This window comes from Bacillus sp. S71 (assembly GCF_016625265.1).
GTDB classification, from domain to species: Bacteria; Bacillota; Bacilli; order Bacillales; family Bacillaceae_G; genus Bacillus_A; species Bacillus_A cereus.
The window spans coordinates 1-20,622 of record NZ_JACVUW010000010.1; the positions used below are offsets into that span (position 1 = coordinate 1).

Sequence of the window (20,622 nt, forward strand, 5' to 3'; positions counted from 1 at the left end):
AGGAACAGGGAAGCCTGATGAAGGAACAGGGAAGCCTGATGAAGGAACAGGAAAACCAGGTGAAGGAACAGGAAAACCAGGTGAAGGAACAGAAAAGCCAGGTGAAGGAACAGAAAAGCCGGGTGAAGGAACAGAAAAGCCAGGTGAAGGAACAGAAAAGCCAGGTGAGGGAGTAGAAAAACCTAATTTACCAGAAAAAGGACAAGGTTCTTCTAATAATCAACAACTTCCAGCTACAGGACACAATACGAATTACGTTCCATTCATCGGTTTTATGCTCCTCTTACTAGGAATACGTTTAAGATCCATGGCTAAAAATAGTTAACAGATGTATAAAAGGCATCAGAGATATACAATCTCTGATGCCTTTTAAATTAATACAGATAAATATTTTAAGCTTCAATTACGCTAAGCATTCTGTTTATAAATGCAGCTGCGTGTGCACGTTGTGATGGTCCTTTTGGTACGAATTGATTAAATTCATTACCTTTTACAATTCCATATCCATATACTCTTTGTACTTCTTCTTTAGCGTAAATTAAGTTTTGGTCTACGAATGGTAGTTCAACTTGTTTTGCAAAAATACCAGCGTGTTTTAGAGAACGATCAATCATAATAACAGCTTCTTCGCGTGTAATTGTAGTATTTGGATCAAATGTATTATCACCACGTCCGCGGATTATGCCTGCGCTTGCTGCACGATTAATACCGTCTCTTAAAGATGGGTGTACTTGTTCTAAGTCTGTGAACTTAGCATTTCCACTTGGTAATTGTAAAGCACGAGTAATTAATGTAGCAAATTCAGCACGCGTTACAAGACGTTCTGGGAAGTACTTGCCGTTCCCTTCTCCTTGCATAATGCCTCTAGCTGCTAATTGACGAATGTCTTGTTCATACCATCCACCTGTAATGTCATCAGTTACGGGATTTTTTTGGTTTTCCTTATAGTATGTTTCAGTTCCTTTTAAGAAAGCATTCCATTGTCCGCGTTGAATCATAAACGCAGGGCAGTTTTTTCCTGACCAAAATTGATGTTTTTGGACCTTATCTAGAGAAATATTTAAGTCGTTCATTAAATAAGCTGCCAATTTACGGGCATTTTCTACCGCTTTTTCATAGTTTCCATCTTGATTAACGGCAATTTCAATTCCGATAGATTCATAGTTTCCAGTTTTATTTCCAGCATGCCATCCAACTTCATTTACCGGAAGATGTTGATAAATTTCTTTATCATCTACTGTGAAATGCCAAGATGCGGCGCGATCAGCTGTTCCGCGTGCTTGGTTATCTAAGAATTTTGCATGATTTAGAGCATTAGCACCTTTCGCTGTATTAGCCGTTTCGTGAATCGTAATATATTTAGGTACCATCGGGTAGCCAGGGCGAATATCGTCATTTCCTTTTGGGACAATCATTTCTTTAAATGTAACGCCATAAATATTGTTTGTTTGTAGAGCTTCCGGAGCTCTCAATAAACTATTTTTAGCAGTACGACTGTTTTTTAGTAATGAAGCTTTTGTACCTTCAAATGTAGCAGAAGGTGCATAAATCCATTTTGCTGTTTCGTTTATTTGGACTTTAAACCAATTTCCAGCTTGTTCAGTAGGAGTAATGACTTGTGGCTCTAGTTTCCCTTCTTCTTTAAACGATTGGAACGGAAGGGCATGTATGGAAGCTTCTTCTTTTACGATTAATTTTTGGTTAGATAGTTTATGAATCTCTTGAACTTCTAAGTTATTATCATTGTTATCTATCCATCCAGCGCCAGTTGGCGTCGTTATGTAGTAAGCATTTCCTTTTTTCTTTGTCGCCGTTACGACTTGTTCTGTAATCTCGATATTCGATTTGTTTTTTAAATCATTCGCGGTATATAATGAATGTTTTTTTGAAGTGTATAGTAGGAATTGGCCAGTAACCTCGATATCTTCTTCATGAGTACTATGCTCATTAACATGCTCTTTAATACTTTTAAAAACTTGATCCTCCGTATATACTTCGGCGGATTTTTCAGCACTCTCTGCAAATGAATAAGTAGGTGCAAGAACAGTTTGTAATGCAAGAGAGAGAGTTAAAACACTATAAAATTTCTTTTTCATATTTTTTTTAACACATTAGATTATAAAATCTAGTGTTAACATTCCTCCTTTATATATTGTATTTTCGCTATGTAACGATTTTTTGTACTAATAAATTTTAACAAGAGAAAATCATGATGTCTATATACATGAGCGATATTCATAAAAAGAATTATTTGAAAAAATGTAAGAGAAACAGGTAAAACCTTCTGTATTGACCTGTAAACGCCCTTCAAGTAAACTAAAGAGAGTTTGCAAATGAAAAGGTGATAATGTGTTAATTTCAATTAAAACGTTACAAGATGATCGTTTTTTACGTCCGCTACAAAATATTGGCGGCTTATTTTTTGAAGATAGTACGATTGGATTTGAACAAGAGGAAGCGAATCTGATCGTTGATATACACATTGAGGATAATGTGAAAGCATCCGCTCGATTAACGGATGTTAGCACAGGAAATGTGTATGAAGAAACATTCTCGAAAGATTTATCTGCTTTCACAGATGAAAAAGAGCGTATGAAGCAAGTGAAGCACGTTGTTTCTTATGTATATCTTTCTGTTCTTCAGCAGTTAACTGGACTTGAACAAAGCTGGGGTATTTTAACGGGAGTACGTCCGACGAAACTTCTTCATAAAATGCTTCAAAATGGTATGTCAAAAGAAGAAGCGCATCAAGAACTTCGTGAAAGTTATTTAATTCATGAAGAGAAAATTGAACTTCTTCAGCGTATTGTTGATTGCCAATTAGCAGTTGTTCCGGATTTATACCGTTTGAAAGAAGAAGTAAGTATTTATATCGGTATTCCGTTTTGCCCAACGAAATGTGCATACTGTACATTCCCGGCTTATGCGATTAATGGACGCCAAGGGTCTGTTGATTCGTTCTTAGGTGGTTTGCATTATGAAGTTCGTGAAATTGGTAAGTTTTTAAAAGAAAAAGGTGTGAAAGTTACGACGATTTATTATGGCGGCGGTACACCTACAAGTATTACAGCAGAAGAGATGGATATGCTGTATGAAGAAATGTACGAAGCGTTCCCAGACGTGAAAAATGTACGTGAAGTTACAGTTGAGGCAGGTCGTCCAGATACGATCACGCCAGCAAAGCTAGAAGTGTTAAATAAATGGAACATTGACCGTATTAGTATTAATCCGCAGTCATATCATCAAGAGACACTAAAAGCAATTGGACGTCATCATACTGTAGAAGAAACAATTGAGAAATACCATTTAGCTCGTGAAATGGGAATGAACAATATTAATATGGACTTAATTATTGGTCTTCCTGGTGAAGGGTTAGATATCTTCAAGCATACGTTAGATGAAACAGAAAAGTTAATGCCAGAATCATTAACAGTTCATACGTTATCATTTAAACGTGCTTCTGAAATGACGCAAAACAAACGTAAATATAAAGTAGCAGGTCGCGAAGAAATTACAGCGATGATGCACGAAGCAGAAGAGTGGACGCAAAAGCATAATTATGTACCATATTACCTATATCGTCAAAAGAATATTTTAGGTAACTTAGAGAACGTTGGTTATGCAATGCCGACGCAAGAAAGTATTTACAACATTGTCATTATGGAAGAAGTACAATCAATTATCGGACTTGGTTGCGGTGCATCAAGTAAATTTGTTCATCCGAAGACGGGGGCAATTACGCACTTCGCGAATCCGAAAGATCCAAAATCATATAACGATGGCTTCGTAAAATATACAGAAGATAAACTGAAAATTTTAGAAGAGCTATTCGCATAAGAAGAAAGAGGTTGTTCCGAGTCGGAACAACCTCTTTCTTCTTATGCAGTAATGGGGGGCCGATTATATCTTGTCAGTTTTTGTCGGTAAGTCGATATATTCGAAAAATCGCCGATATAATTTCATTTACCGTCTAGCGGTACCGTATGTAAAACTATGTCGATAATAATCAGAAAAATTAGTCAAAACATTGAAGGACAATGTCTACTTATGGACGAAATGATAGATTTATGAAAGAGAAAAGGGGGAAATTATTGGCATGTACATGACGATAGGGAGAATTTTTGATTTATCTGTTGGTAAGTATACGAATAAAGAGGCGTTAGTGGAACCTGAAAAAAATATTCGCTGGACATATAAACAGTGGGATGAACAAATAAATAAAACGGCACACGCTTTATTAGAAGACGGAGTAAGAAAGGGAGATACAGTATCTGTTTACTTATATAACTGCCATGAATTTGTAAACGTTTACTTAGCTTGTGCGAAAATTGGTGCGATTTTTAACCCGATTAACTTCCGCTTAAAGGCGAAAGAAGTATCTTATATTCTTCAGGACGCATCCTCGAAAGTCGTTGTCTTTGAAAAAGCAGTTGAGTCAACTGTTGCTATCATTGAACGAGATTTTCCAAATACATCTTTTTGGTCTATAGAAAACGACAAACCTTCCTATGCAAGTTCCTACCATGAAAAAGTGAATGCAGCATCTTCTGAGAAAGTAAATATCGAAATTGATGAAATGGATTATTGTTCAATGCTTTATACGAGCGGTACGACAGGTCATCCGAAAGGCGTATTACATCGTCATCGTGAAATGGCTGAGCATAGTATGATTTGTACGTATTTCCTAAAATATAATAGAGATAGCGTTGGGCTTGTTGTTGCACCTTTATATCACTGTGGTGAATTAAATGCTGGAATCATACCACGCATTCAAGTTGGCGGAAAGAATGTTATTTTGCATCATTTTGATACAGAAACAGTATTACATACGATTCAAGAAGAAAAGATTACGACGTTCTTTGCAGCACCGACGATGTGGAATATGTTGTTGCAAAAAGATTTAACTCAGTATGATTTAACTTCAATGAAAATCGGTATATATGGCGGAGCGGCAATGGCACCGGCGTTAGTGAAGGAATGTAAAGAACGTCTTTATATTGACCTTGTTCAAATATACGGAATGACAGAAATGGGACCAGTTGTGGCGTTTCTCGTAGAGGAGGATCAAATTACAAAAGCTGGTTCAGCAGGCACGCCATGCTTTAGTCATGAAGTTCGTATTGTGAAACCGAACGAGGATGCACCGGCAGAACCAGATGATGTATTACCTCCTTATGAAGTAGGAGAAATTATTTTACGCGGCCCAACTATGATGGCTGGCTATCATAATCGCGAAGAGGCAAATAAAAAATCGATGTATAAAGGATGGTATCATTCTGGTGATTTAGGATACTTTGATAAGGATGGTTATTTATTCGTTGCAGATCGTGTTGATGATATGGTAATTAGCGGTGGCGTAAATATTTACCCTCGTGAAATTGAAGATTTCCTTCATAGTCATCCCGGTATATTAGATGTGGCGGTACTTGGTGAGCCAGATGAATTATGGGGAGAGCGTGTTGTGGCAGTTATTGTGAAGAAAGATGAAATAATAACAGAAGCTGATTTAGAAACGTATTGCAAAGAAAGTGACGAATTAGCAGATTATAAGCGTCCGCGTCATTATTTATTTGTAGATGAACTTCCGCGTAATGCGAGCGGGAAGTTGCAGAAGTTTGTGCTGAGGGAGTCACTGAAAGGTGCGAAAAAATAGAAAATGAAGGATGCCCCATATCTATGGGGTATCCTTCATTTTTCTGTATTAAACAGAAGAAACAATATCTTTTTTAATTCTCATTTCTTCTTGGTGAAGGTTAATTAGCGCATTTGAAATAAGGTGGAAAAACAAAATGGATGTAATGTCCAAAAAGAAAAGACACCTTAAGGTGCCTCTCTCCGACTTGAACCATTTCATTTCATACGAATCGGAATCTATCCGTATTACCATTACCCCTTTGTTATGAGTGTAAACACACACTATAAAGCAGAATCGTCTATATACACTAGATTGTTAGTTCACAAAAGACAAGAGATTTGAGATCAATATCGAAGTGACGCCACATCCCCTATAATAATTGATATGTTACGCCTTTTAAAAGAATCTGCTTTATAGAACGTGCCCACAAGTTATATTTTACTACATGTAATATTCAATTAGTGTATTTTTTAATGAATATGTATAATTACATAAACTGTATGAAAAAAAGAGAGTATACTCTAACATTTTGTAATAAAGATAAAGCCCGCTTACGGAATAGGGGGCTTTTCTTACTTTTTATAGATATTTATTCCAATTATATTATCAGATGAATCTAAACGAATATAAACGTCAGCTGATAAAAGGTGTGCATTATATATTCGTTGTTTATATGTTGATATCTCGAAGCGTTTTCCATTTAATTCACATTCTAGAATAATCATATCGCCATGTTCTTTCCAATTTATTAATTTAGCAGTTGTATTCATATAAACCTCCTCTGAATCATTTTATGAAAATTAATAGAGATAGTGTGAGAAAGGAGTTTATATAACAAAAAAAGACACCTTAAGTGTCTTTTTCGATTACTATAAAAGTCGTTGAATGAAATAGGTTTCTATTTTTATTTACGTGAAAACCCTTCTTCATCAAGGTATTCCGCAGCTTCTGGATAAGAGTTGAATGTACCGTCTAAGTTTACACCAGCGTACACGTTCCACATGTCATCCTCTGAAATAAGAGTAAGAATATGACCATCTTCGTTCTGCCATTCTTCTTCTTTCGCAGGTTCTACAGGTGCTACTACTTCTTCTTGTGATAGAAGGTCAATTGATTTCTCAATTACTGAACGTAATTCTTCTGCTGAAAACTCACGGATGTTAACCATACCTTTATCATCCGTTTTGTAACCTTTAATACCGCTTGCATACACAAATCCATTTCCATTTGGGTGTAAATGAAATACAACGTTCTTTTTATCTAAACGACTTTCTTCAAAGTGGAAGTTTACACGTTTTAATGATACGTTCTTTCTTTCTAGTTCTGGGAAAGATTCAATAATCGATAATTTTTCTTCAAAAGTTAGCATAGTGCCTCCAAGTATATAGTAAAAGATTTAATTTGTTCATTATAGCATAGTTGCAATTGTTTCCAAAGATAAGGGGGAAACTTTTCATTGAATACGTTTACGTCACGAGAATGTAAAAAGTGAGCTAACGAATGGATCTTTTTAGGTGTACAATGGAACATGGACTTTATACAAAGGTGGTTTTTTTATGTTTCAAAAAATAGCAAAGGAATGTTTAGCAGGATTTACTGTTGCGATTGTTGCGTTACCACTTGCGATTGCATTTGGTATTGCCGCGACAGGAACGTCTGAGGGAGCGCTTGTTGGATTGTATGGTGCGATTTTTGCAGGTTTATTCGCAGCGTTATTTGGCGGGACACCTGGGCAAGTAACGGGGCCAACTGGACCAATTACCGTTATCGCAACAGGAGTTATTGCGACGCACGGGTTAGAGGCAAGTTTTATTGCCTTTATGATGGCAGGGTTATTTCAAATTTTATTCGGTGTATGTAAGCTCGGTTCTTACGTTCGATATATTCCGTATCCTGTCGTTTCAGGATTTATGAATGGTATTGCATTAATCATTATTTTAGGCGAAATAAAGCACGTACAAAATAGTTTTCTACTTGTTGTGTTAACGATTATTGTAATGATTGTTTCTGGTAAATGGATTAAGGCGATTCCGTCTAGTTTAGTAGCACTAGTCGGTGTGACAGCTTTGCTTCCTTTATTTTCTTCCCTACTCGAAGGACTTACAGTAAATTTACCGATTATCGGAAATCTTTCACTAAATAAAGTAATTGAAAAGATTGGAACCATTCCAGAAGCGATACCTACGCTTCATATTCCATCTTTAAGTGGAACAGGAATAGCAGCACTTATTTTGCCAGCGCTTAGTATTGCTTTATTAGGATCGATTGACTCGTTGTTAACATCGGTCGTAATGGATAATGTGACAGGTACACGTCATAAAAGTAATAAAGAGCTCGTTGGACAAGGTATCGGTAATATGATGAGCGGATTGTTTGGCGGATTAGCAGGTGCAGGTGCGACTGTAAGGTCTATCGTGAATATAAGAAGTGGCGGTAAAACGGCACTTTCGGCATGTATGCATAGTGTTATCTTATTCATTTTTATTATGGGTCTTGGTTCGGTCGTACAATATATTCCACTTGCTGTACTATCAGGTATTTTAATTTTAACTGGTATTGGAATGTTCGACTGGGAAAGCATGAAAAAGATGCATGTCGCTCCTAAAGGTGATGTCGTTGTTATGCTCGTAACGATGATTGTAACGGTGAAGTTCGATTTAATGATTGCTGTTGCATTCGGTATTATTCTTTCGTTCATCATATATATGGTGAAATGTAAAGAACGTAAAACTTCTATCGTAAAAGAAAGAGAAGAAACATACACAATTCAAGGGCCGCTCTCTTTCCTATCAGTAGATCGTATTTTCTCTACTTTACAAGATGTGAAGTCACCGGTTGTTTTACGTATGAAAGATGTGCGTTATATGGATGTATCAGGAGCTATGGCATTATTAAATTTTGTTGAGCAATCAAATAAAGTAGGAGCAAGTGTAAAGCTTGAGCAAGTACATCCGAGTATTGAAAAAACAATCATAGTAATGGCAAGCGATGAACAGAAAGAACAATTGAAAATCTTAAGTGCTTAGATGGTAATTAGAATATCTCACAATCTTACATACATTATAATGTAGAGTTGTGGGATATTCTTATAATGTTTTTAGTAATATGTACTGCAGTGATAGAGAAGAGCACTTTTTGAGTAACGAAAACAGTTATAATGTGTACATATAATGGAAGGAATTAGAAATTAGAGTGTGAAGAGATAGGCGTGAATTGGTTCTCTTTTCTATTTTGTAAAAAAAACCAAGTATTCAACCTATAATAAATTTGTTATGATAACCAATGGGATAAAGTGAATCCCTATCGTTTAAAACAATATGTTTGAGAGTATATGTATAAAAGAAAAGAGAAAAAATATGAATAAAACATTTGTAAAAGGAGCAGCAATTTTAACCATTACAACTTTTTTGTCAAAATTGCTTGGTAGTTTTTTTCAAATTCCATTACAAAATATTGCAGGAGATGAAGTGCTCGGTATTTTCCGTCTTGTTTTTCCTGTATATATGATTGCTCTTACATTATCGGTAGCCGGAGTTCCACTTGCAATTTCGAAACTAATTGCAGAGTTGAACGAAAAAAATAAGCAAAAGGAAATTGCGAAATTATTTAAATCAGCGTCAATTATTGGGATAGCATTTGGCGTTTTCGGCTGTTTAGTCATTGTATTATTTTCTATTGAAATTGCAAATATGCTTGGTGGACAAGAAACTAGAATGCCGTTGCTTATTACTTCATTAGCATTACTCATTGCGCCATACATGGCAGTTTATAGAGGGTATTTTCAAGGTTTCGGTGATATGAAACCAACAGGGGTATCACAGGTCATTGAGCAATTTGTACGTGTGTTTTTTATGTTAATAATTGCTTACATACTAGTATCATGGGATAAGAGTAATACTGTTATTACTAGTGGTGCGATGGTTGGTTCTTTTCTTGGAGTCATTAGTTCGCTTATATATTTGCGTATAAAATATAATAGAAGTCCATACTACAATAAAAGCAATTCCTATTCACTCCGAGATTTAAGAGAAAACGGCAAAAAGATATTGCGGGTATCGATCCCAATCGCTATTGGAGCTTTATCAATGCCACTTTTAAATTTAGTAGACTCGCTTACAATACCGCATGTATTACAAGGATCATCAACAGAAATTCAAGAACAATTTGGAATATACAGTCGCGGTTTTGCATTCACGCAAATAATTGTTATTTTTGCAAGTGCAATTGTATTTCCGTTAATACCACTCTTAACTTCCGCATTGGCCAAAAGAGATATAAATTTGGCGAAAATAACAATTCAAAATACAAATCGACTAGCGCATGTTTTGACAGCACCGTTAACAATATGGTTGATGGCATTAACAGTACCGTTAAATGTCGGATTGTTCACAGACGTAAAAGGCAGTAGTATGTTAACAGTTATGATTGGCAGTTCGTATTTTACTGCGGTTATGGTATTATCAATAGGTGTTTTACAGGGCATTAATCGTTCTGCACAAGCTGCATGGATTGTTATTGGTGCGAGTTGTGTGAAAGTCGTGTTAAACATAATGTTCGTGCAGAAGTTTGGCATAGATGGAGCGGCGTATAGTACATTCATTACTTACGTATTGATTTGTATTGTAAATCATTTGTATATTCGAAGCTATATTGCCTATTCTATTCATTTAAAAAGCTTTTTTGGTGTGCTAGCAATAGCATCTATTTTAGGACTAGGATTGTATGAACTATTTAATGTGATAGATGTTACATCTTCAAGAATTATGACGTTATTATTCAGTGGTATAGCATTAAGTATTACAACCATTTTGTATGGTGTATGTGCTTTGAAATTAAAATGGATATCAATAAAAAAAATACCATTTTTGAAAAAATAAATATAAAAATTTAATTTTTTATTAAAATTCATATGAGCTGATAAAGAGGAAACTATGTAGGGTATTAAGTGTTTAGGTAAGGAATGGGTACCAGTTTATGTTAGATGAAATAAACGGTTACCTAGTTTTGGAGGAGATTTAGGGTGCGTTTAGTCTTATCAGGATATTATGGTTTTTATAATGTTGGAGACGAGGCGATTCTACAATCAATTATTGAATCGTTAAGTAAAGAGAACCCGGATATAGAACTAGTAGTACTATCAAATGATTCTAAATATACAAAGGAAATGTATGGTGTAGAATCGGTAGATCGCTGGGATATAAAAGCTGTTTATCATGCGATCAAAAACAGTGATGGAGTTATTAGTGGTGGCGGGAGCCTTCTTCAAGATCAGACAAGTACGAAGAGTATTCTATATTATACGGGTATTATGGGACTCGCTCGATTATTAAAAAAGCCGTATTATATTTATTCACAAGGAATAGGTCCAATTACAAAAGGATATAATCGTCTATTAGTAAAATGGAACTTGTCAAAAGCTTCCTATGTATCAGTTCGAGATGAGGATTCGTTTTTATATTTAAAAGGACTTGGCATAAAAAACGATATTGAAATTGTTCCAGACCCTGTTTTAACATGGAAACGGACAAAACAATCGGATTGGTTGCAAAAGCATTCGATACATGGAAAAGTAATCGCGGTTAGTGTGCGTTATTGGAATGCAAAAGAAGATTATATAAAAAAATTAGCTGCGGCATTAAAAAAATTAAAGCAAGAAGGATACCAAATTCTATTTGTTCCAATGCATGAGCCATTTGATCAAAAAGCTTCGCGTGAAGTAGTAGACTTAATGGGAGAAGAGACGTATATGCTTCCATATAAAATGGATATCGACGAGAAAATATTCATTTTATCACAATGTTCATTACTAATTGGTATGCGTCTTCATGCACTAGTTTTTTCTGCTGTAGCCAAAACTCCAATGGTCGGGATTTCATACGATCCGAAAATTGATTCGTTTTTAAGTCAAGTGAATCAGCCAGTTATAGGAAGTGTGGATGGCGAATGGAGTGCTGAATATTTATATGAAATTGCGAAAAAGCAATTAATGCAACAAGGAACTGTGCAGCAAGAGTTACAATTGACAATAGATGAGCTTCGGTTGCAAGGCAAACAGGCAACAAAGAAACTCATTGATCATATGGAAAAAGGCACTTTATTAAAAAAGTAAAGTGTCTTTTATTTTGTTTTGAATGTAATGAAAATTCTAATTAAAAAACGTTTTATTTTAATTCCTATTTATTATGCTAAAATGATTGTGAGTATTATATAATCAAATTTGTGATAATAAATTCGTAGATTACGAGGAGGATAACCTTGAAGACTTTTTCAAAAGGTATAACAGCAGTGGCATTAACGGGATCATTACTTTTAACTCCTATTTCAAGTTATGCGGCAAATGATGATATTACAGGACATATGTTTGAGACGCATATGCGCTCACTTATTACTAAAGGAGTTTTAATGGGGTATGGAGACAATGTATATGCGCCTGATAAATTAGTAACAAGAGCAGAGTTTGCTACATTCATAGCAAGGGCTTTAAATTTACCGAAAGCTGATTCGAATTTCGAGGATGTGCCGAAGACTTACGGTTTATATGATGGTGTAAGTAGAGCATATGGAGCGAAAATTATTAATGGTCGTACGAACGAGACATTCTCACCAAATGATGTGATTACACGTGAAGAAATGTCGATAATGGTAAAGCGAGCGTTAGACTATAAAAATATTAAAGTAGCTGTAAGTCCGCTTACCTTTACTGATAAAGATAGTATTAACTATAAAGAGCATGTGCAAGTTATGGTGGCTACTCAAATTATTAAAGGGTATCCAGAAGATAATACATTTAGACCACATTTATCAGCTACAAGAGGGATGGCTTCAGCTATGTTGGATCGCATGCTTCAGACGATTGAAAAAAACGGAAATAGCAATCCTGTAGAAACTAAGAAATATGTTGTGACAAATGTAAGAGAAAATGGAACAGAGCAAGAAGTAGAGCGCTATAATACGTATAAAGAAGCGGTTACGGCTGCTCAAAATAAAGGTATGAATGCGGTAAAATACGAGAACGAATTTTTATGGATTAAAGATGGTTTTGCAAGTGCGAAAAGAATAACTGGGCAAAACATCATTAATATTTATGATGAGAATTTAGCAACAGTATATACGTATATTCAGTATGGAACAGAATTGAAAGTGTTAGAAGTTGGCGAAGATCGTGTGAAAGTTCAACTTTCTGGTTTGACAGGTTATGTGAAGAAGAATGAAATCACTTTAATTCCTACAAATGAAATGAAACAGTCGTCTTATTATGTGAAATCAGATGGATATTTATACCATAAATATTATACATATAATACAAGTTCACCTGGATATACAGAATTTAGATATGGTGTGGCACCTTCTTTCATGAAGCAAGGACAGCAAATGTATAGTGTAGATGGAAAAACATTTGGAGACGAAACTTTCTATCAATATTTCAATTATTTATCATTACGTTCGAAAACAGATTATACAGCTGAACAACTAGATAGTTATGTAAAATCGATTAAGCCAGACTCTCCATTAATTGGTTTAGGAAAGAAATTTAAAGAAGTAGAAAGCAAGTATAATGTAAATGCATTATTCTTATATTCATTAGCAATTCATGAAAGTTATTATGGAACAAGCGCTCTTGCAAAAGACAAAAATAATTTATTTGGTTTAAAAGCAACAGACGATAGTCCATATGGTAACGGAGAAGCATTCAATTCAAAAGAAGATTGTATTGAACATGCAGCAAAATTATACATGAATGAAGGATATTTAAATCCAGGACATTGGCGTTATACAGCAACATATACAGGTGATAAAGCTGCTGGTTTAAATGCGAAATATGCATCTGATGCGAACTGGGGTAAAAAAGTAGCGGGGCATATGAACCGTTTTGATTCTTATTTAGGTAAAAAAGAATACAACAAGTACAAACTTGCACGTGTGATGAATAACGTGGAAGTGAAAAAGAATCCTAGTATATCAAATGAGCGACTGTATCGTTTAAATACAAATGCAGTTGTTACAGTTACTGGTGAAGAAATAATAAATGGAAAAGCGTGGGTTAAAGTTATTTCAGATAACCCTACTGTAACAGAAGCGTATATCGCAAAAGAAAGTTTAGAATATGTAAAACATTAATTAAATAAAAAAGAAGGTGCTACTAATATTTCGTAGCACCTTCTTTCTATCCCGCATTAACGGGCAGTAATCCCCCACCTCAAAATTCAGTGGAAGCAAGGAAGTTAGGTGGGGGATGAACTGCCCGTAAAAGCCCGATTGGTTCAACTAATAATCAGTGGGGGATGAACAAAACCCCCACTGATTAAAGTTTCACTTTATTCAATTTCAAAATCAACAATGATATAAGCGAGTATAACAACGAAGAAAATACTAACGGCTGGCGCTGTTAATACGTGGCCAGACATAAAGCCAATGCCAAGTGATAGAATGAGTGTGCTCGCTAATAGCATATACTTTACGGTCATGATTTTCTTAAAGTTTGTGATCATGCGGATGAATAATTTAATACCAAAGTATAGAAGTGGTATTAAGTAAATAAGGAAACCGACAATTCCAAAGGCGAAAAATAGGTCATGGAAGTCCATTTCAATTAATTTAATTTTATCTGTGTAGTTACCAGCGTAACCCATTCCGAATAGTTTTTGTGAAAGCGGTGCGTCTTTATAGTACTGTTTGTATGTTTTTAAGAATTTGTCGCGATCACTGTAAATCAAACTTTTCATTTCAGAATCTGTAAGTTCACCTTTTGCATGTTTTTTTGCATCTTCTGGATCTTCTTTAATTACTTTTCCTTCTTTTCGATCTTTTTCTTCTTGTACTGATTTTTTGTATTCGTATATTTGCATGTGAATGCCCATATTTTTTGCGATAGGAGTATGCGGTGTAAGAGCAATTAAACCTCCTAGTATAACTGCGGCAACAACGGTATTTACAATATGTGTGAATCCTTTTCCTTCTTTTTTACGATTTATCATATATTCAATGAATGAGAAGAAAAGTGCTACGCCTAATGTAATAACAATTGCGCCATATCCGACTTTCGTTCCGACCATAATACTTGCATACATCGCAAGTATTGTTGGAATCCAGTAATATATTTTCGAGAAAGAAGTTGTTTTATGAATCGAATATAAGACAATGATTGGGAACATAATGGCGAAAAGAGAACTTAAATCATTTCCAGCGAAGAACCAACCTCTTGAACCGATTTTTGAATGAGGATAGCTTGGGAAATCCGTTCCAGTTTGCATTGCGACAATCATTGTGATGCTTAAAATTAAAGTTGCATATAAGAAATATGTAATGATTTTATGAAATACATACTCTTTATTTTTTAGCTCTTTAAAGGCGATAATATATCCAAACAGTAGCACAATTGGATATATGCTCTTTAAAATGAATTTAACTTCTTCTCCAAATGAAACTGGAGATTTAACCATCATATTATTTACAAGACCGATTGCGAGTGCGATTCCGAGTAAACATAAATAGAGGATGTACTTTTTCGCATCTTGTTGTTTGTGATGAAGAAGTAGGTATCCTAATGCAAGAAGCATAAAGGCGAAACGGACTACAACTCCAACTGTTGCGCTCATGTGTAGTATATAGATTGAAAAAGATGTTAATAAATCTAAAATTGGTTGAAACACAATGAATAGCAATAGGAAATGTGGGAAGTAGTTATCCGTTTGTTTCAACTTATTAACCATATGTTCCTCCAGTTCTTCATTCCTTTATTACAACACCCAAAAGATGGGTATAAAGCCTTTTTTACATAGTAAGGCGAATGAATTTCAATATTTGTTTTTTATCAAACTTAAGAATACACCATTTCATTGTAATGGTAAATAGATGAAAAGCATGGATAAACCGACTTTAATTTCTATATTTTTCAACGGAATTGTATGTTTTATACGGTATATGTACAAATTGCGAGATTATTAGACAGAAAATTGAGAAAAAAGAAGGAGTTTTCAATGGTTTTCTATAATTATATAAGTATAATCTTTATGGAGAAAAGAGGGGTATATATAATGGAAATAACAAGTAAAACAGAATCTGTCGTTGTGAAATATGAAGGCCACGTTGCAACGGTTATGGTCAATCGCCCAGAGGTGTTAAATGCGTTAGATGAGCCGACATTAAAAGAGTTATTACAAAAGTTGAAAGAAGTAGCGGAAAGTTCTGCGCATATCGTTGTGTTATGCGGGAACGGCCGTGGTTTTTCTGCGGGTGGGGATATTAAATCGATGCTTTCAAGTAATGATGAAAGTAAGTTTGATGGCATTATGAATACTATTTCTGAAGTTGTCGTGACATTATATACGATGCCGAAGCTTGTTATTAGTGCAATTCATGGACCAACTGCAGGTCTTGGATTAAGTATTGCGTTAACAGCTGATTATGTAATGGCGGATATATCATCTGTTATTGCAATGAACTTTATTGGAATCGCTTTAATTCCAGATGGAGGCGGTCATTTCTTCCTTCAAAAGCGTGTCGGTGAAAATATGACGAAGCAAATTATTTGGGAAGGTAAGAAATTATCAGCGACAGAAGCGCTTGATATCGGCTTAATTGATGAAGTAATCGGCGAAGATTTCCAAACGGCTGTGAAGCAGAAGATTAATGAATGGTCACAAAAGCCGATTAAAGCAATGATTCAAACGAAGCAAATTTTATGTGAAGTAAATCGTTCTAATTTAGAGCAAACATTGCAATTAGAAAAGCGTGGTCAATATGCAATGAGACAAACAGCGGATCATAAAGAAGGTATTGCTGCGTTTTTAGAGAAACGTTTACCAGCATTTAAAGGGGAATAAAGTGAAGTGAGGATTTTGTCCATTCCTCACTGATTATTAGCTAGTTAATTCGGGATAAAGGGGAGAAAGTGCTAACACATTTTAGTATAATTGTGTTAGCACTTTTTTTTAGGAGTAATACATGAAGAAAATGATCGGTGTTATCACTATTATTTTGCTTACATATTCTGCTTTGCATAGTACACCATCTTTGGCAGTTCGGACTGCGTTATTTTTTGAGGGACATCCAAGTGTTGTGTTTTCTGGCGGGGTGACGAAAGAAAAAGACGTGAAAAAAGAAGCAATTCCAGATGAGCACCAAACCTTATACGGTAATGAAGAAGACTTAGAGCACTACTTCTTTCCGCATGTAAGAGCACATGGATCAGGAATTGATATGATTAGTGCATGTGTGAAGAAGGAATGGTTTTTCTATAAAGCAGAGCTCGGGTGTTATTAAATATAGGAGGATGAATGATGTCAGCATATAACAAGTTAGTAAGAGATCGTGTTCCAGAGAAGATTTTAATGTCTGGAAAAACGTATACAGCACAAAAATTAACAGGTCAAGCATACATACAGGCTTTAGCGAAAATTGGAACGGAAGAAATTCGTGAATTTGCTTCTATGAAAGAACGCGAACATGCGCTAGATTCTCTTGCGGATGCACTAGAAGTAATCATTTCATTAGCACGTGCGGAAGGTGCATCGATTGAAGATGTGGAACGCCTTCGTAAGCAAAAAGAGATAGAGCGCGGTGGATTTGAAAGAGGTATTTATTTATTAGATGTTTCAGAAGAATAGTTTTATAGGAAAAGCATAGCGTTACTGAGTAACGCTATGCTTTCTTGTTGCAATGAAGCTAATAATGAAGAAGATAGCTGTTAATATCCAGCCGATTGTAATAGAAGTAGTAGTATGAATGGCATAAGAGATTTGTAAACAAAATAATGATGCTAAAAACCAAATGAGTGCAATGTGTATATATTTTTTTGATATATTCATATTTCAGGACTCCTTTTGTATACTAAAAAGAATTTTACTACAATTTAGAAAATTAAGCTATATAAGTAGAGGTTTTCTGGCGAATTTTGTATACTGAATAGTAGAGAAAATGAGGAGGAAACGACAATGGCACATCATACGAAAGAAACGATGGAACTGATTAAGGAGCTTGTCTCTATTCCGAGTCCATCTGGAAATACAGCAAAAATTATTAATTTCATTGAAAACTATGTCAGTGAGTGGAACGTAGAAACGAAACGTAATAATAAGGGAGCTCTTATTTTAACGGTAAAAGGGAAGAATGATGCGCAGCACCGCTTATTAACGGCACACGTTGATACGTTAGGTGCGATGGTGAAAGAAATTAAGCCTGATGGTCGCCTGAGTCTTTCTATGATTGGTGGATTTCGCTGGAACTCTGTAGAAGGGGAATATTGCGAAATTGAAACAGCAAGTGGCAAGACATATACAGGAACGATTTTAATGCATCAAACATCTGTACATGTATATAAAGATGCAGGTGAAGCAAAACGCGATGAGAAAAATATTGAAGTTCGTATTGATGAGCGCGTATTTTCAGCTGATGAAGTACGCGAATTGGGAATTGAAGTAGGAGACTTCGTTTCATTTGATCCGCGCGTTCAAATTACAGAGAGTGGATACATAAAATCACGTCATTTAGATGACAAAGTAAGTGTTGCGATTTTATTAAAATTAATTAAAAGATTACAAGATGAAAACGTAACATTACCATATACGACGCATTTCTTAATTTCTAATAATGAAGAGATTGGATACGGTGGTAACTCTAATATTCCAGAAGAAACTGTTGAATACTTAGCAGTTGATATGGGAGCGTTAGGTGATGGACAAACATCTGATGAATATACAGTATCTATTTGTGCAAAAGACTCTAGCGGCCCGTATCATTACGCACTGCGTAAACATTTAGTAGAGCTTGCGAAAACGAATCATATTGAATATAAAGTAGATATTTATCCGTACTACGGATCTGATGCATCAGCTGCGATTCGCGCGGGATTTGATGTGAAACACGCTTTAATTGGAGCGGGTATTGATTCTTCTCACGCATTTGAACGTACACATGAAAGTTCTATTGCGCATACAGAAGCATTAGTGTATGCATATGTAATGTCTAATTTAATTGAAGAATAATTTCATAGATAATAGAGAGCTGATTAAAAATATTATTTTTAATCAGCTTTTTATTTGGCGAAGCGATTAGGAGACATGTCCTAATCGTTTTTTTATCCCGCTATTTGTGGGCTGATTAAAGTTTTATTTTATATACATTCATTATAAGTTATATATATGCGATTTTTGTTATAAGGCCGGAAACGTATTTACTATAGATATATAATGTTATACACTATGAAAGGAATTAATTAATAGTTAATATTTTTTAGTTAGCTTGATTAAAAAAATGTATGAATATGAAGTTTTGAGAGGAGATTTATTTTTCATGAAGTACAAAGCAATAGCCGCAGGTTTATTAGCAGCAAATTTACTAGCACATCCAATTAGTAGTTTAGCAGAAACGAAGAAATTTCCTGATGTTTCAGATAGTGCGTGGTCGAAAGACGCAATTTATTATTTAGTAGAGAGAAATGTAATTAACGGTATGCCAGATGGTAACTTTATGCCATACGGAAATTTAACACGTGCCCAGGCAGCAAAGATTATCGCAACAGCAATTGGTGCTAAAGTAGATCCGAATGCAAAGCCGTCTTATAATGATGCAAAAAATAATTGGGCAGCTTCATTTATTGCAGCCATGGAAAAAGAGAATATTATTAAAGGGCGAGAACCAGGAGTATTTGATCCTGAAGGAAAAGTAACTCGTGCTGAAATGGCAGCTATGCTTGTAAGAGCATATAATCTGAAAAGCAAAGTAACAGGACCAGTTCCTACAAAATTCGCTGATTTAGAGAATCATTGGGGTAAAGAAGAAGTTAATATTTTAGTAGAATTAAAACTTTCTTTAGGTACAGAGAATGGCTGGAAACCGAATGATTCTATTACGCGTGAACAAGCAGCTCAGCTTACTGCGCAAACAGATAAATTTAGCAAGAATAGTGATCGTCCAGTAGAAACAAAGAAAATGTACATAGATAGAAAATTCATTACATATCACGCACCATCATTAAGTTCTGGGATTAGTGCGAATCAGCATAACCCACAAACGGTTGAAATTAAAGAAGAACGAGATGGATGGATCAAAATTGCAACAAGTAACGGTGATAAATGGACACCTTTAGTAGAGAAAACAGAAGTTATTAATGAAGGATTCACTACTTATGCAGAAGCTTCTTCTTCATCAAAAGTAATGGGAACACATAACGCACAGCAAGTAACTGTTATTGAAGAGAACGGCAGCTGGATTCGTATCCGCATGGGCGCTGGTTTCCAATGGGTTAATAAAAATCAATTAAATCCAGTGAAGCAAGGGAATTTCTTAGAAGGAAAAGCGATTATTATTGATCCAGGTCATGGTGGAGCAGATTCAGGTAATCCAGGTTATTATGAGAAAGAAAGTGAAACTGTATTAGATGTATCATTACGATTACAGAAAATATTTGAGAAAAAGACACCATTTACTGTGTTATTCACTCGTACAGATGATACACGTCCAGGAACAAGTGCTTCTGATTCTTTAAAGAAACGTGTAGAATTTGCTCAAAAAAATAATGGGGATATTTTTGTAAGTATTCATGGTAATGGCACGGAAGAGAAAAATGGACAAGGTACAGAAACATTCTACTATGAATCAGCGACAGCAAGAGGAACAAATCCTAACGTATCAGAAAGTCGTTTACTAGCAGAAAAAATTCAAGAGCGTCTTGTAGATGCACTGGGAACAAAAGATCGTGGTGTGAAAAAAGGCGATTTATACGTAATTAGAGAAAATACAATGCCAGCTGTATTAGCAGAATTAGCATTTGTAGATAATAAAAGTGATGCAGATAAAATAGCTACACCAGCGCAAAGACAAAATGCAGCGGAAGCTATTTATCAAGGTATTTTAGATTACTATGAAGAAATGGGTAACAACGTGTCTTCTTTCCGTTAATAAATAATAAGAGATTGCCATTGGCAGTCTCTTTTATTTATTAACGTTTCTCTTTATTTCCGGCATATGATATCATTTAATTTTATATA

Annotated in this window: 17 protein-coding genes; 12 read left to right on the top strand and 5 right to left on the bottom strand. The window is 35.2% G+C overall.

The annotated features are described in order from the left end of the window. Positions 1 to 325: LPXTG cell wall anchor domain-containing protein (locus IBT51_RS19855; protein ID WP_200483289.1), on the top strand; the 325-nt coding region annotated here is incomplete at its 5' end. Between the two features lie 67 nt (positions 326 to 392). Here the strand turns inward: IBT51_RS19855 and IBT51_RS19860 are convergent. Further along, positions 393 to 2,096 (bottom strand): S-layer homology domain-containing protein, encoded by a 1,704-nt coding sequence (locus IBT51_RS19860; protein ID WP_200458661.1) that lies wholly within the window; start codon positions 2,094 to 2,096, stop codon positions 393 to 395. Between the two features lie 253 nt (positions 2,097 to 2,349). Here IBT51_RS19860 and IBT51_RS19865 point away from each other — a divergent pair, with 253 nt between their 5' ends. Together IBT51_RS19865 and IBT51_RS19870 are read left to right on the top strand one after the other, a co-directional pair. After that, entirely contained in the window at positions 2,350 to 3,837 is a 1,488-nt protein-coding gene (locus IBT51_RS19865) for a coproporphyrinogen III oxidase (protein ID WP_000908776.1), read from the top strand. A 259-nt stretch (positions 3,838 to 4,096) separates the two neighbouring features. Then, a complete protein-coding gene (locus IBT51_RS19870; RefSeq protein WP_200458660.1) occupies positions 4,097 to 5,653 on the top strand; it encodes a fatty acid--CoA ligase in 1,557 nt (518 codons plus the stop codon). A gap of 554 nt (positions 5,654 to 6,207) precedes the next feature. Here IBT51_RS19870 and IBT51_RS19875 read toward each other — a convergent pair. Together IBT51_RS19875 and IBT51_RS19880 are read right to left on the bottom strand one after the other, a co-directional pair. Then, a complete protein-coding gene (locus IBT51_RS19875; RefSeq protein ID WP_001098258.1) occupies positions 6,208 to 6,405 on the bottom strand; it encodes a hypothetical protein in 198 nt (65 codons plus the stop codon). A gap of 134 nt (positions 6,406 to 6,539) precedes the next feature. Continuing rightward, on the bottom strand, positions 6,540 to 7,004 hold the full coding sequence (locus IBT51_RS19880) for a hypothetical protein (protein WP_000954998.1): 465 nt from the start codon (positions 7,002 to 7,004) through the stop codon (positions 6,540 to 6,542). 187 nt (positions 7,005 to 7,191) lie between these two features. On the opposite strand from IBT51_RS19880, the gene IBT51_RS19885 reads away from it, so the two are divergent. The 4 genes from IBT51_RS19885 (at position 7,192) to IBT51_RS19900 (ending at position 13,753) form a co-directional block, all read left to right on the top strand. Beyond that, on the top strand, positions 7,192 to 8,661 hold the full coding sequence (locus tag IBT51_RS19885; RefSeq protein WP_088025004.1) for a SulP family inorganic anion transporter: 1,470 nt from the start codon (positions 7,192 to 7,194) through the stop codon (positions 8,659 to 8,661). Positions 8,662 to 8,991: 330 nt separating this feature from the next. Beyond that, positions 8,992 to 10,512 (top strand): putative polysaccharide biosynthesis protein, encoded by a 1,521-nt coding sequence (locus IBT51_RS19890; RefSeq protein WP_053565145.1) that lies wholly within the window; start codon positions 8,992 to 8,994, stop codon positions 10,510 to 10,512. Positions 10,513 to 10,655: 143 nt separating this feature from the next. Then, positions 10,656 to 11,744, top strand: coding sequence for a polysaccharide pyruvyl transferase CsaB (gene csaB, locus IBT51_RS19895; protein WP_001241596.1), 1,089 nt, complete (start codon positions 10,656 to 10,658; stop codon positions 11,742 to 11,744). A gap of 146 nt (positions 11,745 to 11,890) precedes the next feature. Beyond that, on the top strand, positions 11,891 to 13,753 hold the full coding sequence (locus IBT51_RS19900; RefSeq protein WP_064532643.1) for an S-layer homology domain-containing protein: 1,863 nt from the start codon (positions 11,891 to 11,893) through the stop codon (positions 13,751 to 13,753). Positions 13,754 to 13,950: 197 nt separating this feature from the next. On the opposite strand, the gene IBT51_RS19905 is transcribed toward IBT51_RS19900, so the two are convergent. Continuing rightward, the gene (locus tag IBT51_RS19905) at positions 13,951 to 15,345 is read right to left on the bottom strand and encodes an O-antigen ligase family protein (RefSeq protein ID WP_023521270.1); all 1,395 of its coding nucleotides are present in this window, start codon (positions 15,343 to 15,345) and stop codon (positions 13,951 to 13,953) included. A 300-nt stretch (positions 15,346 to 15,645) separates the two neighbouring features. Here IBT51_RS19905 and IBT51_RS19910 point away from each other — a divergent pair, with 300 nt between their 5' ends. From IBT51_RS19910 to IBT51_RS19920, 3 genes are all read left to right on the top strand, one after another. After that, positions 15,646 to 16,458, top strand: a complete 813-nt coding sequence (locus tag IBT51_RS19910; RefSeq protein WP_001999174.1) for an enoyl-CoA hydratase — start codon at positions 15,646 to 15,648, stop codon at positions 16,456 to 16,458. A gap of 121 nt (positions 16,459 to 16,579) precedes the next feature. Further along, positions 16,580 to 16,897: a hypothetical protein gene (locus IBT51_RS19915; RefSeq protein ID WP_053565142.1), complete on the top strand. Its 318-nt coding sequence runs from the start codon at positions 16,580 to 16,582 to the stop codon at positions 16,895 to 16,897. A 17-nt stretch (positions 16,898 to 16,914) separates the two neighbouring features. Continuing rightward, positions 16,915 to 17,241, top strand: coding sequence for a nucleoside triphosphate pyrophosphohydrolase (locus IBT51_RS19920; protein ID WP_001277350.1), 327 nt, complete (start codon positions 16,915 to 16,917; stop codon positions 17,239 to 17,241). A 21-nt stretch (positions 17,242 to 17,262) separates the two neighbouring features. On the opposite strand, the gene IBT51_RS19925 is transcribed toward IBT51_RS19920, so the two are convergent. After that, positions 17,263 to 17,442 (bottom strand): hypothetical protein, encoded by a 180-nt coding sequence (locus IBT51_RS19925; RefSeq protein WP_001027085.1) that lies wholly within the window; start codon positions 17,440 to 17,442, stop codon positions 17,263 to 17,265. Between the two features lie 126 nt (positions 17,443 to 17,568). Here IBT51_RS19925 and IBT51_RS19930 point away from each other — a divergent pair, with 126 nt between their 5' ends. Together IBT51_RS19930 and IBT51_RS19935 are read left to right on the top strand one after the other, a co-directional pair. Further along, the gene (locus tag IBT51_RS19930) at positions 17,569 to 18,618 is read left to right on the top strand and encodes a M42 family metallopeptidase (RefSeq protein WP_053565141.1); all 1,050 of its coding nucleotides are present in this window, start codon (positions 17,569 to 17,571) and stop codon (positions 18,616 to 18,618) included. Between the two features lie 307 nt (positions 18,619 to 18,925). Then, positions 18,926 to 20,533, top strand: a complete 1,608-nt coding sequence (locus IBT51_RS19935; protein ID WP_000875328.1) for an N-acetylmuramoyl-L-alanine amidase — start codon at positions 18,926 to 18,928, stop codon at positions 20,531 to 20,533. Positions 20,534 to 20,622 lie beyond the last annotated feature (89 nt).

Bases quoted from the DNA above. Each gene is read 5' to 3' on its own strand.
- IBT51_RS19860 (WP_200458661.1), bottom strand. From the start codon at position 2,096: ATGAAAAAGAAATTTTATAGTGTTTTAACTCTCTCTCTTGCATTACAA.
- IBT51_RS19870 (WP_200458660.1), top strand. From the start codon at position 4,097: ATGTACATGACGATAGGGAGAATTTTTGATTTATCTGTTGGTAAGTAT.
- IBT51_RS19875 (WP_001098258.1), bottom strand. From the start codon at position 6,405: ATGAATACAACTGCTAAATTAATAAATTGGAAAGAACATGGCGATATG.
- IBT51_RS19880 (WP_000954998.1), bottom strand. From the start codon at position 7,004: ATGCTAACTTTTGAAGAAAAATTATCGATTATTGAATCTTTCCCAGAA.
- IBT51_RS19885 (WP_088025004.1), top strand. From the start codon at position 7,192: ATGTTTCAAAAAATAGCAAAGGAATGTTTAGCAGGATTTACTGTTGCG.
- IBT51_RS19890 (WP_053565145.1), top strand. From the start codon at position 8,992: ATGAATAAAACATTTGTAAAAGGAGCAGCAATTTTAACCATTACAACT.
- IBT51_RS19905 (WP_023521270.1), bottom strand. From the start codon at position 15,345: ATGGTTAATAAGTTGAAACAAACGGATAACTACTTCCCACATTTCCTA.
- IBT51_RS19910 (WP_001999174.1), top strand. From the start codon at position 15,646: ATGGAGAAAAGAGGGGTATATATAATGGAAATAACAAGTAAAACAGAA.
- IBT51_RS19915 (WP_053565142.1), top strand. From the start codon at position 16,580: ATGAAGAAAATGATCGGTGTTATCACTATTATTTTGCTTACATATTCT.
- IBT51_RS19920 (WP_001277350.1), top strand. From the start codon at position 16,915: ATGTCAGCATATAACAAGTTAGTAAGAGATCGTGTTCCAGAGAAGATT.
- IBT51_RS19925 (WP_001027085.1), bottom strand. From the start codon at position 17,442: ATGAATATATCAAAAAAATATATACACATTGCACTCATTTGGTTTTTA.
- IBT51_RS19930 (WP_053565141.1), top strand. From the start codon at position 17,569: ATGGCACATCATACGAAAGAAACGATGGAACTGATTAAGGAGCTTGTC.
- IBT51_RS19935 (WP_000875328.1), top strand. From the start codon at position 18,926: ATGAAGTACAAAGCAATAGCCGCAGGTTTATTAGCAGCAAATTTACTA.